This is a genomic window from Candidatus Scalindua japonica, from assembly GCF_002443295.1.
GTDB lineage: Bacteria > Planctomycetota > Brocadiia > Brocadiales > Scalinduaceae > Scalindua > Scalindua japonica.
This window is the reverse complement of the sequence record NZ_BAOS01000014.1, coordinates 84,213-97,668: the sequence shown is the minus strand read 5'-3', so window position 1 is coordinate 97,668 and position 13,456 is coordinate 84,213. Positions and strand designations below refer to the sequence as shown.

At 39.7% G+C, this 13,456-nt stretch carries 9 protein-coding genes; 6 read left to right on the top strand and 3 right to left on the bottom strand.

The window, feature by feature from the left end; genetic code table 11:
• Window positions 1-82: 82 nt before the first annotated feature.
• The 4 genes from SCALIN_RS09240 (at window position 83) to SCALIN_RS09225 (ending at window position 4,091) form a co-directional block, all read left to right on the top strand.
• Window positions 83-1,066: a 2-oxoacid:acceptor oxidoreductase family protein gene (locus SCALIN_RS09240; RefSeq protein ID WP_096894215.1), complete on the top strand. Its 984-nt coding sequence runs from the start codon at window positions 83-85 to the stop codon at window positions 1,064-1,066.
• The gene (locus SCALIN_RS09235) at window positions 1,060-2,283 is read left to right on the top strand and encodes a pyruvate synthase (RefSeq protein ID WP_096894214.1); all 1,224 of its coding nucleotides are present in this window, start codon (window positions 1,060-1,062) and stop codon (window positions 2,281-2,283) included. The genes SCALIN_RS09240 and SCALIN_RS09235 overlap by 7 nt, the downstream gene beginning before the upstream one ends.
• A gap of 254 nt (window positions 2,284-2,537) precedes the next feature.
• Window positions 2,538-3,473 (top strand): thiamine pyrophosphate-dependent enzyme, encoded by a 936-nt coding sequence (locus SCALIN_RS09230; RefSeq protein ID WP_096894213.1) that lies wholly within the window; start codon window positions 2,538-2,540, stop codon window positions 3,471-3,473.
• A gap of 159 nt (window positions 3,474-3,632) precedes the next feature.
• Window positions 3,633-4,091 (top strand): universal stress protein, encoded by a 459-nt coding sequence (locus SCALIN_RS09225; protein WP_096894212.1) that lies wholly within the window; start codon window positions 3,633-3,635, stop codon window positions 4,089-4,091.
• An 85-nt stretch (window positions 4,092-4,176) separates the two neighbouring features.
• Here SCALIN_RS09225 and SCALIN_RS09220 read toward each other — a convergent pair whose 3' ends face one another.
• Window positions 4,177-4,467 carry a hypothetical protein gene (locus SCALIN_RS09220; protein WP_096894211.1) on the bottom strand — a complete coding sequence of 97 codons (291 nt, stop codon included), beginning with the start codon at window positions 4,465-4,467 and terminating at the stop codon, window positions 4,177-4,179.
• Between the two features lie 446 nt (window positions 4,468-4,913).
• Between SCALIN_RS09220 and SCALIN_RS09215 the strand changes: the two genes are divergently transcribed.
• The gene (locus tag SCALIN_RS09215) at window positions 4,914-6,695 is read left to right on the top strand and encodes an IS1634 family transposase (RefSeq protein ID WP_096894210.1); all 1,782 of its coding nucleotides are present in this window, start codon (window positions 4,914-4,916) and stop codon (window positions 6,693-6,695) included.
• Window positions 6,696-6,817: 122 nt separating this feature from the next.
• Window positions 6,818-8,737, top strand: a complete 1,920-nt coding sequence (locus SCALIN_RS09210) for an RHS repeat-associated core domain-containing protein (protein ID WP_203415414.1) — start codon at window positions 6,818-6,820, stop codon at window positions 8,735-8,737.
• A gap of 201 nt (window positions 8,738-8,938) precedes the next feature.
• Here the strand turns inward: SCALIN_RS09210 and SCALIN_RS09205 are convergent, their stop codons facing one another.
• Together SCALIN_RS09205 and SCALIN_RS09200 are read right to left on the bottom strand one after the other, a co-directional pair.
• Window positions 8,939-10,783 carry a cyclic nucleotide-binding domain-containing protein gene (locus SCALIN_RS09205; protein WP_096894209.1) on the bottom strand — a complete coding sequence of 615 codons (1,845 nt, stop codon included), beginning with the start codon at window positions 10,781-10,783 and terminating at the stop codon, window positions 8,939-8,941.
• Between the two features lie 107 nt (window positions 10,784-10,890).
• Window positions 10,891-12,618, bottom strand: a complete 1,728-nt coding sequence (locus SCALIN_RS09200) for a tetratricopeptide repeat protein (RefSeq protein ID WP_096894208.1) — start codon at window positions 12,616-12,618, stop codon at window positions 10,891-10,893.
• Window positions 12,619-13,456 lie beyond the last annotated feature (838 nt).

Genomic DNA, 13,456 nt, shown 5'->3' with positions numbered 1-13,456 from the left:
AACTGATACTGTATGGAGAGAAAAAATAATTTGGTCCTGACAATAGTCCTCTCTTTCGAGAGGATTCCAGTCTTGGATACACATGGACGACGTGGACAAATTCACTTGTCCGTGCTGTTCGTATATTGTTAAAATACTAATGGTACAAAACAAAAATACAATTCTAAAGAATATAAGATTTCACGGTAGAGGTGGGCAGGGTATGAAGACTGCCAGCAGGATAGTAGGTACTGCATCATTTATCGGGGGATATTTTGCCCAGGATTTTCCCGTATATGGTGCGGAGAGAAGAGGGGCTCCGATTATTGCTTTTACGAGACTCTCTGATAATCCCATACTGGAGAGGGGTATAATTGTTAATCCTGATATCAATATTATAGCAGATGAAACATTACTGAAAGATAGTGCGGCAAATGTGTTACAGGGAACTTGGGATGGTACAATAACATTTGTTAACACCCACTATACAGCTTCACATGTTAAAGATACGTATCAGGTAAGTGGAAAAATTGCTGTAGTTGATATAACAGATATTGCGCTGAAGATTATAAACAAACCAGTTCTCAGCAGCGTTGCGGCAGCTTCAGCATGTAAATTGACAGGAATTATTTCAAGAGATTATTTACAAGAGGCCGTCATCAAAGAGTTGACTGATATAAACCTGAAAAAAGAGGTTATTGATAAAAATGTCCAGGCTGCTCTTACCTGCTTTGACAACACACCGTCCATCTCTTCTCCTGATTTAAAATTTTCAGAGGAAGAAAATGAAAATAAAGTAGTACAGTTGGAATATGCTGATGCCAGAGTTGGGTCAGCCAGAGTATATGAGAGTGGAAATACAATTATGAAAAAAACCGGTAATTGGAGATTTTTCAAACCCGTTATTGATCATGACAGGTGTTCCAGGTGCCGAGCGTGCTTTGTTCACTGTCCTCATAGCTGTATCTCTCTTGATGAATCCGGTTATCCTCATATTGATTACGACAACTGCAAAGGTTGTTTTACCTGTATGGACGAATGTCCAAAAAAGGTTATTACAAAAGAACGTGAGGTAAGGGCATGGTAAAAGAGATGTTAACCGGGAATCTCGCTGCAGCATGGGGGGCCAGACTCGCAGAGGTTGATTATGTACCGGCTTTTCCCATCACTCCTCAGACAGAGATAATAGAATCGCTTTCTAAGTGGATAAATAATGGAGTGATGAATGCAAAATTTACTAATATGGATTCTGAGCACTCAATGATAACTGCTGCGGGTACTGCCGCCGCTACCGGTGCAAGGGTGTTCTCTGCAACATCCAGCCAGGGCTTATTGTATGGTTTCGAAATGCTGTATAATATTGCCGGATGGCGCGTGCCTCTGGTTCTCATTAATGTGTCACGTGCGATTTCAGCTCCAATCACATTGGAACCAGACCATAATGATATACTCTCTGCAAGGGATACCGGCATTATTCAAATACATGTAGAAACCTGCCAGGAAATTCTGGACACGATATTAATGGCATACAGAATTTCAGAAGATGAAAGGGTGCTCTTGCCTGTTTTGATTAATATGGACGGGTTTTATCTTTCGTTTACCAGAGAGCCTGTGTTAATACATGATAGCAATGAAATAAGGAAATTTCTACCTGAATATCACCCAAAGCACGCATTCTTTAAGGCATCAAAGCCTATGGCACAAGGAGTAGCTGTGCTGGGAGGGAGTGCCTATTCGTACTTCAAGTATCAACTGCATTTAGCTTCCTTAAATGCCATAGAGGTATATAAAGAGGTTGCAAATGATTTTAAAGAGATATTTGGCAGATCGTATCCGGCCGTTGAGGCGTTTATGATGGAAGGTGCTGAATATGTTCTGGTAATGAGTAACTCTTTTGCCATTAAAGGTAAGGCGGCAGTAAAGAGTTTCAGGGAAAAAGGTTTAAGGGTTGGGCTTCTGAGGTTGAGGCTTATCAGACCTTTTCCAAAGACAGAACTCAGATTATTCCTGAATGGTAAGAAAGCAGTGGCAGTTATTGATCAGAATATCAGTCCGGGGTCAGGCGGGATCTTCTTTAATGATATATCAGAGACTCTATATCACGAAAAACAACGGCCTGATGTACTACTCTCTTTTATTGGAGGGTTGGGTGGTAAAGATATCAGTCTGGTGGAATTCCGTTACATAATTGATGAAATGAAAAAAAGTGTAGAAACCGGAATAATTCCTGAAACTCAACTGCTTTATACTGAAAAAGATTTGCGTCAAATAGACAAATTACAGAAAATTGCGGGGAAGATATAAAGTCAAGCGGATGTTTGTCCTGATCTGATGTCACTCCTCTCTTTCGAGAGGATTCCAGAGCTGGAGTCCTCTCGAAAGAGAGGAGTGAATACAATAATTTAAGCATTCTTTACCCAGGTATTTTATCTAAAAGGCAACACAGTAGAATTATTAATTGTAGGGCTAGTTTCCCAGACTGGCGGCACAATAAAGGCTGTTTGGGAAACAGTCCTTACAACTTTGTACAGTAATCGATCAATTTAGGTTTTATTAACATGGAAACCAGGCATTATAAAAATTACAAGGATATCTCTACGGAAGAGCATATTGCACCTGGAACACCCTTATGTGCTGGTTGTGGTGGGCTTTTAGCGTTAAGGTTAGCACATAAGGTCCTGGGCAGGAATGTCGTTATTGTAAACGCTGCCGGCTGCTTCACACTGCTTTCCGTTTATCCTTATTCACCTTTCGAATCATCATGGATGTATACCGCGATGGCCTGCGCGCCGGCAGGGGCCCAGGGTATAAGGGACGCACTGGATATACTTATCAAAAAAGGAAAACTCAGAGATGATGAAGACTTGAAGGTTGTTGTCCTCACGGGAGATGGTACGGCAAATGACATAGGGTTGCAATCCACTTCTGCGGCAATACATAGAGGATTGGATTTTTATTATTTCTGTTATGATAATGAGGCGTTTTCTAATACCGGCTTTCAGATGTCGAGCGCTACACCGTTTGGTTCAAAGACAAATACATCTTTTCCAGGCAAGTCTAACCCTGAAGGCACTATCCAGAGGAAAAAAGACCTGTTTGAAATATGGAGATCACAAAAGCCTCCTTATATTGCTACTATTTCACCATCACACTCTACAGATCTCTCAAGCAAATTTGAAAAGGCTTCCATGATAAAAGGCCCAAAACTTTTCATTACTTTTTCACCTTGCCCTCCGGGATGGTCTTATGGTGCTTCAAAATCTGTAGAAGTTGGGAAGTTGGCGGTACAGACTGGTATATGGCCGCTTAAAGAGGCGGTTGATGGAGTTGTTGAGCACACGGTAGTACCAGAATTTAAACCGGTAGAGGAGTACCTCAAAACACAAAACAGATATGATCACCTGTTTGAGCCGGTCAAACAGGTGGGTGTGATAAACACTATCCAGAAAGATGTTGATGATTATTGGAAGTGTTATCCAAATAATGGTAAATAAACATTAATCCCTTCATTCGCAAGGAGAGGGTTAACGTTTGCCAATTTATTGAATAAGAACAGTTTTTCCATTCATATCTGTCTTGACAAAGAAGAATATTATTATAGGATAAGTACGATATTGAACGATAACTTGTAGAACATTGGAGGAGAAAAAAAGATGAAACATATTCTAGTGACAACAGATTTTTCAGAAGAGGCTGGATCCGCATTTGATTATGCGAAGGAGCAGTTCAAGCTTTCAGGAAATGAGCAGAGTAAAATTACCTTGTTGAAAATAATTGATGTTGTCCCGCCTGCAGATATTAAATTTGAATATGGATTGGCAATTCAGGACAAAAAGGGAGTGTTGGAAAAGGCATATAAACAAGCTTCAGAGAAAATCCGGCAAATTGCGGAACAACAATTTGCCGGTTTGCCCGTTGAAACGGTTGTTATTAAACCAAAGAAATCTGTCTATCATGAAATTATTCAATTTGCAAAAAGTAGCAATGTTAGTTTGATCGTAATGTCAACTCATGGAAGGACCGGAGTAAAACATTTCTTTTTAGGAAGTGTTGCTGAACGTGTAGTACGCAGCTCTCCATGTCCCGTCATGATTGTTCCGGCAAAAATGTAAATAGATCAAGATTTAATATTCATAGAATATATACTCTCCGTGTGGTCTTCTTCTGACAAAGTAACTGTAAGTGATAATTGCTTGCTCAGGTGTTCTCAATCCGAAGATTGTACGAGTCATCTCTAACATCAATACTTATTTTATACTTCATTCCAACTTCTAAAAACTCCTGGATACTCACGGTTATTTCATTGCCGCTTATGACTCTCTCGTTTCCTTTATCCGCAACACGATCGTCAATATGACTTGCGTCCGTAATATCGTCATCATACGTGTGACCTGGATGCTCCATCTTATCTTTGTATAGTCCGCACTGCCTTAACGAGATCGAATTCTCATGTGAATGGTACCAATGCCCTTCATAGATAGTTTCCATTTTTTTCTCTCCTTTTCATTTGATATTTCTTCAGCCTATTCAATATAAGCTTATTATATTCTATTAATTTTAAAACGCAAGTTTAGTGGCTATGTTTCAGACTTGAACATACTTCTTTCTTTTATATTTAACCTTAATCAGAAACGTCCAGTTAGGTTTTTGTGGATACCGCTTTTGTCATACCCTAATGCCAGTGTCAAAGGGATCATAGGGGGCAACGAAATCATCCAGAAAAAACTAACAGACATTCAGCTTCAGTTAACCCAACCTTCGCTATTCGCGACTAAATTTAAGAAATTTTGGAAAATTTTTGAGTTTACCAAAACGTAAGTCCATGTAAATAAAGGATCCAGCTTTTCAAGAAGTCCCAAAACAGGCAAAAACCCGTTGTAGTGTAGACCTACCCCCTTTTTTTCTTAATTCCTTTCTGCAATAATACCCTCATCATGTTTCTAAGATGCAACGAACGATTTAAAAATGGTAAGAACCATAGGTACTGGAACATAGTCGAAAACAAGCGAACAAGCTCTGGTCGTATTGTCCAACGCCAAGTTCTCTACCTTGGCGAAATAAGTGATAACCAACAAGACACATGGCGTAAAGCAATAGAGGTATTTGAAGACGGGCAAGAACAACCCAGGCAAATGCATCTTTTCCCTCAAGACACACTCTCTCCTTCACACAACGAAACTCAGAATGCGATACATGTAAAATTAAATGAATTACAAATTAAAAACCCTCGTCAGTGGGGAGCGTGCTGGTTGTTTTGCGAGCTATGGGATCTCTTAGAACTAGATCAGTTCTGGTCAGGCAAACTATTACCTGGTAGAAAAGGAACACGCTGGCTAAATGTTTTTAAGACACTCACTGCCTATCGATTAATAGACCCCGGAAGTGAGTGGCGTTTACATAGATTGTGGTATGAACAAAGTGCCATGGCAGATCTATTAGGCGAAGACTATGGTTTAGTCCAAAAGGATAAATTGTATCGTTGTCTCGACAAACTCGTTGAGCATAAAGAAGATCTTTTCTCATTTCTCAGGCAGAGATGGCATAACATGTTCAATGCCAGGTTTGACATTTTACTTTATGATCTGACCAGTACATATTTTGAATGTGACCCACCTGGTGCAGGACTACGGAAGTTTGGATATAGTAGAGATAAGAGGTCAGACTGCGTACAGGTAGTGATAGCTCTTATTGTAACTCCAGAGGGCTTCCCTTTGGCGTATGAAGTGATGCCAGGCAATACGAAAGACTCCAACACGCTTGAAATGTTTTTGCAAAAGGTTGAAGGGCAATATGGGAAATCAAATCGTACGTGGTTGATGGATAGAGGGATTCCAACGGATGAAACAATAGAGAAGATGAAAGGTTCAGAGTATCCGATAAAATATCTCATAGGTACTCCCAAGGGTAGATTGACCAAGCTTGAAAAAAAGTTTTTAGACAAACCGTGGGAAGAAGTCCGAGACAAAGTAAAAGTAAAGTTACTCAAGGATGATGGAGAGCTGTATGTATTGGTGGAGAGTGCAGACCGTGTAAACAAAGAGAGGGCTATGCGTAGACGTAGGCTAAGGAAACTATTGGAGAGGTTAAAGCAGTTGCAGGATCAGAGCAACAGCAGAGACAAATTGCTATTAAAGATAGGGGCGGCCAAGAAAGAAGCGGGACGAGCATACTCGTTGGTAAAGATCAATTTGCCTGATGCAAAGGAAGTAGTTAACAAAGAGACATTTACCTTCAGCTTGGACAAAGACAAGCTTCGCAAAGTGATGAGAAAGGAAGGAAAGTATTTGCTTCGATCTAATTTGACGGCTACAGATCCTGGGCTACTTTGGAAGCAGTATATGTTATTGGGAGAAGTAGAGCAGGCGTTTAAAGAGATGAAAGGTGACTTGTTAATACGTCCAATTCATCATCAGAAAGACACAAGAATAGAGGCACATATTTTTGTTGCGTTTCAGGCCTATTGTTTAAATGTTACGCTTAAGCAGAGGTTAAAGTGGTTAGCTCCAGGACTAACACCAAGGGCCGTAATAGAAAAGTTTAAGAAGATGCAAATGCTTGATGTACATTTTCCGACTACTGATGGAAAGCAGCTCGTATTGACTCGATATACACAACCTGAAAAGGAACACAAAATGTTACTGAGTCAAATGAAATTTAATTTGCCCAAACAACCACCACCGAAAATTACATCTAATTTGGAGGCTATCGTGAAGTAGAGAGATTGCAACTTGTAGTGTAGACTTTAGGGTGTTTTTGTTGATTTATAAAGACTTAGATCGTCAAAATACCTCGAATAGCGAAAGTCGGGTTAACTTTACCACATACAATTAGCAATATTGTGACATGGACTGACATTCCGTCCACTCATATTGCTTCCCTGCGTATAGAACATGTTGGTATTGATCATACTTTAGAAATTCCTGCGATTGGAGCGAAACGTTTGACTATTACCTATGCATCGGGAGATAATCATCCCGAACTGCGTTTGGAGGGTGCGTTGATTGCGTCAGGTACACCGACAACTTTAGGCAATAAGTACGATATGATTATATATATTGACCACCCCTACGCGACCAATGGAGGCACTTATATAGATGAAAGTTCTACGTATGATAATGAAAGTGGGGCAACTTACGCGATCATTTCAAATTATGGGGGCGCTTCAAACGGGCTATTGGATAAGAGACAAAAATTATTAAGTAAACAACTGTACTTAGGTGAACCTGATACTGCCGAGCATGTACTGGGGGAATCTCTTAATGTTATGGGGCTGACATGGATGAAGCAGGTAAGTCTGACGGATCGGGTTCTAAGTGAATTAGCCGGGACAGTTGTTATACGGCATCACAATGTTGGACGTATGGCCCAGGAAGCAGGTTATTATATTGATATTAAAACAACTACGGTGAGCATTCTCTCACGTCGCAATACTCTTGAAGGAGATAGTGATAGAGAGGCCCACTTTTTTATAAGCGGGTCACTTGCCAGTTCTTTTGAACACTGTGTCTTAGAGCAGAAACTGGGTTCTGATCATCCCGGAGTGTCTACCATTAAGCTGTTAAATGCCACTAATATTCAAGGCAAGAAGGTGTTTTACGCTAACAGCAGTAATTTTGCTTCTGTGCAGTCTCAAATTGTAAATTATTCGGCCGGGCAGATCGTTGAATTACAATCTCTTGTCAACGCTGGTCGAAAGATTATTCTTCCCGGTGATGGTAAATTGAATATAGGTTTCGGAACATGGGAGGGTACCGGGTATATTTCTAAATGGAAAAATGGATTGAATCTATCAATAGGAATGATAATAAGCGGTGATTACGCCGGCGGATTTAACGCTGTGCCTGGTAATGTATACAATTATTATCCTGAACTGGTCGAAAGCTATGAAGGTGATGGTATTGATTTAAGCCAGAGTGGTTATTTATCAAACCCGACAAGTATCGAACCGGTTGATTTGGCTACAGGGGCATATCTATTTGACCATACTGATATATCTTCAGGAGGACAGGCGCCGACGGGATTGTCATTTCGTCGCTCTTATAACAGCGCTCTTAATCTACAGGACAGCGTATTGGTTTATGGGTGGACGCATAATTATGATATGCGTATCAACCAGGTAAATAATGGAGACCCGGGGTTGGGGCTTCGTTTGCCGGTGGATGCCTCGCCAGCTATTGTTGAGCTGTTTATATCTCTTGACTTACTAAAAAACCGGGATGATTTACAAGGGTGGATGGCAATGTCATTGTCACATAAGTGGCTTGTTGACCAAATGATTGATAATGTTCAAAACGTTAGGATTTGCGCTAAAATATTGTCATACGTGGAAAGGGTAGATGGTGGATACACACCGCCACCCAGAGTAACGACAAGGTACTACGATTCTGAAACGGGGAGATTTATCAGTGAAGACCCAATAGGATTTGCAGGTGGTGATCTTAACCTCTATGCGTATGTACAAAATAATCCGGTTATACTAATTGACCCTAGCGGTTTAATACCACCAAGGCGTATTCATGATTTTGGTACTACTGATTTAAACTTTGGCTATCTTGCGTCTCATGAATTTTTGAGTAATTTGTCATTTGGTGCTGGTGCTGCAATTTCTGGTGTCATTCCTGGAGGACAACCATTAATGCCTGTGTTCCTTGGTGTATCAGCAACGGCACAGTCTTTTGTTTACTGGACGGTTTATTGGGCGGGCCTTTCACCACACTCTGTTCTTCTGGCTTGTCCGGCAAGCTGTTTGATGGATTAACATAATGTATGTTGCCTTCACCACATACTTACATTGTAGACATTTACCGACGTACTGTGTGGCGGGCCTGACTTTGTTTATTCGGTTCTCTCCTCGTTTGCATCGATATTTTCTTTGTGTTCGCTGAGAAAGCTTCTCCCAGAGAAAAGGGGTGACCCTTTTGGGTTATTGTGTGTTGATTCTGCAATGCCGTCGTTATCTTTATTCCATTGTTTTGAAATAAATTGGAGTGAGAAATCCCAGTAAGGTGGAAATACCAACGATAGAGCCTCCTTTAAAGTAAGCTTCCGGCAGCATGGTTTCTGCTATCATGGTCAACATGGCACCGGCGGCGATTCCCTCAATAAATGAAAAGAGCATTGCGGGGGCATTAGCGAAAAACATGTTTCCAAAAGCAGCGCCAATACCCGTAAAAATCATCAAAGAAGTCCACATTATCAATACCCGTTTAAAGGACATACCTTGTTGTCGCATTCCCACGGAACTCGATAATGCCTCAGGATAATTGGAAAGAAATAATCCAGCTATTAATGATAGGCTGATGTGGCTTGAATGGATCATGTACGCGCCAATTACTAACGACTCCGGGATACCGTCCAGGAAAATACCAAGCCAGATCGCGATTGGTGCCCCAGTATGCTCTTTGGCAGTTTCTATCATTTCCCTGGCAGATGGGATGTGCTTTCCGGATTCCATGTTTTTTACCGCTTTATGTGTCCACTGGGCAGCCTGGTTGGTATCGAAGTGTTGTTTCATGGTTAAATAGCCTGAAACCTCACCCTGTTTAATATAGTCCTCGACTGCACGTGTAAATTGAGGACATATTTCCAGTAAACGCTCAAAATCCTGCTTTTGCAGAACCCAGACAGTAGTGTCTTTACCTGCTACTGCAGTCATTGTGTGCTGCGCTCCTGTTAAGAAAGACATGGCACCAAAAGCATCATAATCAGTTAAGGTTATAAACATCCTCGTTTTACTTTCACGGTCGATCATCTCTACTTCTCCACGTTCAATAATGTACAACCTCTCAGCTTGTTCGTCTTGATGAAAAAATGTGTACCCTTTATGATGTTGTTTACGAAAGAAGAGTGGTGCAATTTTATTAACTTCTTCTGATGGTAGTTTTTGAAAAATAGGGACACGATTAATCCCTTCTATTATTGTCTTAAACTCTGTTTCTGTTTTCTGCTCTTCATTTTGTGACAGTTCTTTCCCCCAGTAGTGCTGAATCATTCTGTTTGAGTGTTTTTCTGAAATTTCTAAAGACATGTTCTGGTGTTTGGTCAAATATTCGGTGACCTCATCTCCTGTTAAGAATTTTCTTAATTTTTCAGAAAGATCTGGTGTGTTTCGAACAAGTTTTTCAAACTCATTCTTTGGTAACAGCCATATACTGGTATGTGTGGCGGCAACAGCTCCTGTAGCATGAGGAGAATCCGTGAAAAAAGCCATACCTCCAAAGACATCATTTCTCTCCAAATTGCAAATAGGGGTCATTTCATTTTCAGGGTCAAGAAGATTGACCTTGCCATTTTCAATAATAAATAGGTAATTACTGGGATCACTGTTTTGATAAATCATTGCTCCCTCAGGATATTCTTGTCTAATTAAGCAAGATGCTAATTTTTCAACTTCATCGTCTGGTAGATTGTTAAATAAATCGATACGTCGCACATGAGAAAGAATTCGTTTAAAACGTTTTCTTCCTTTCCGGCGAATGTAATATAGGGTTGTGGAGGCTTTCCGTAAAAACCCTCCATGGTCATTGATGATATGGTTTAACCCGATGAAAAGAAAACTTCCAATAATACATCCTAATGCCAGAATATGAAAATGACCTTTTTCAAGAGCAGATCCTACTAAATCAATCGTTAACGCGGCTAAAAGGGCTCCTCCTCCAAAGGCCATTAAAAACGCAATGGCTCGATCTCCTGGTTTCCAGAATGCAGAAGTAATAGTGCCAAGCGGTAAAGAGAAAGCACTGATAATACCTATAATAAATGCGATGAGGATATGCTGTGCTGTAGTGCTATTCAGTATTTCCATGTTTTGGGTTGTTTAACCTGAATTGAGAATTTTGATAAATTATGCAACCTGAAGGATGCGGTGACACAAAATACTCATTTTTATGTACAAAGTAATCCATTGCAAAATTAATTTTTTTTGATGCTTGTAGGTGCGGTAGTATGTTTCAGCTCACCTTCTTGCTCCGGTTTTTCTTCTTTTGCTAGACGTAGATTGGTTTTTAATGTTTTTGTGTAGGGGTGATCACTACCCAACCTCACTTGAATAACGGATAAGGATTTCTCAAGGTATTCAATTGCCTTGGAGTATTCTCCTTTTGCATTCAAGGCAGTTCCAAGGTTATTTCTATAAGTGGCAACATTTGAGTGATTTTCACCAAAGGTTTTCAGATCGGACTTCAACGCTTTCTCAAAATAATCAATTGCCTTGTCGTGTTCTCCTTTTGCGTTCCAGGCTACTCCCAGGTTGTTTCTGTAGGAGGCAATATTTGGATGATTTTCACCAAATGATTTTAAGTCTGAGTTCAGTGCTTTCTCATAATATCCAATTGCCTTGTCGTATTCTCCTTTTGCCCGCAATGCCTCTCCAAGATTGTTCCAGCGGGTTGCGACTTTTGGATGGTTTTCGCCAAAGTTCTTTAGGTCTGAATCCAATGCCATCTCGTAGAAATCAATTGCCTTATCATATTCTCCTTTTGCTTTCCATGTTGCTCCCAGATTGTTTCGGTAGGTTGCAACATTCGGATGATCTTCGCCGAATGTCTTCAGATCAGATTTAAGCGCCTTCTCGTAGTATTCAATCGCCTTGTCGTAGTTCCCCTTTGCTTTCCATGCTGCTCCCAGATTGTTTCGATAAGTAGAGGCATTCGAATATTCAGTTGTAAGGGGCCCAATCATTGCTATAAACCATTTCTGCTTCCTTGCCTCTTTCCACATATCGTAAGGCAATATTTCGTCGTTACGTATGAGCTTCCATGCTTTTTCCTTTTCGGCATCATTAGAATACCCTTCCAGGTTGATTTTTGCCTGCTTTTCATCACCATTCAACCAATACCATAGCGCAAGCAATGCTTTATCTACATCTCTCAGATTAACTTTACGGAAAACCCTATTTGCTTCTTCTTCCCTCTTTAAGTAGAGTAAGTTTGCTGCTAAGTTTAACATTGCGGAATCACGGTTTTTTTTCGCGTATTTTTTAGACAACTTTATCGCATTGTTATATTTGCCCAATTGATAGGCAATTTTTGATGCCAGGGAATATGCTTTTCCTTTATTAAATGAGTTGAGTTTGTTTTCTATTATATGGAGTGTCGGTTTAGTTTCTTTGTAAACTTGTTTTAATGTCATAGTATCACCCCGTGAGAGATAAAATCCGGACCATGCAACATGCATCTTAAGCCAATGTACCCTGGGATCATTCCTGTCCATTCTGATAATGGCCTCATCGTAATATGAAATAGCATCCGAATAATCTCCGAGAGAGTGTTGAAGGTTGCCCATATTCATCAGGGTAATAAAGTCATCAGATGCTCCCTCACTGAACCGTAAAGACTCCTGATAAGCGTAGATGGCTTTAGTATATTCTCCCATTAATGTGAAAATACATCCTTTTTCATTGTATCCCCAGCTGTAAGTCTCATTCGTTCTGCAACTGCCAATGTATTTATCAATTGAGTCCATAGCTTTTTTCAGTTTGCCATGAGCTTTAAGTGATACAATTTTTGATTCCGGAGTCTGCTTTGCTAATGAGATATTTTGCAGAAATACCAGGGCTGAAAGAAGGAAGCCGGAGGATATCAACATAGAGAGGATAATCTGATTTACATTTTTTCGGATTGAGTGGGATTCTGCTTTCATAATTTCACTTTATTTTTTTATTGAATGGACTAAAATTTATGAAAAATACAATACAAACATACTGTGCTTATATCTACATTACCGATCAGGAGAATAGGAGGTAGGACAATAAAGAGTTTAACATTGAATTCTTCTTGAACTTAAGTCTTATCAAAATACCAATGTTATGCTCCTCAGTCTGAAAATTCAAGCTAATTTTGAACCTGTAAGCCATACGACAACGTTTTCATTAAGGTCACCGATATCAAGGCTGATTTTGTAATATATTTGTGCAATTTGTCCCGTAATACCTTTTGTTTATCTGTTAACGAGGGTATGGATCCATGATAAGATTTTCCTCAAATTCTAAACAGAAAAAATAAAAACAAAAAACAGTAATGATAAATAAAGCAGTTGGCACTTTCCTTTATTCTAAACTAAAGTACAAAAGAAAATTTTATTCTAGCATATTCGGGAGATTATTAAAAAATAATTCAACCGGGATAACGGGGTGACCAGGATGAACTTTGAATATTAAATAAAAATTGAGGAGAGATGTAAAAAATCAAAAGGTAAAAACGGAGAATCTGAAGTTTACAATAGTTTAGCAACATAACAGGTCTCGAAACAAGTTCGGGATGACAATTATGACTCAGCCTCTACAATGTTAACCAGGACAGTGGTTAATGGTACAACCAACATGCTTTGTCGAGTGAGTATTTAATATTTTTCTAAAGTTTTTTGAGAAAATGACGATAAGATGATAAAGGAATAAAAGGCACATAAAAAACGTTTGAAATTTGATACATTTTGATTATAATACGATAGTAAACAGAATAATTCTCTGGTAACCATTCAA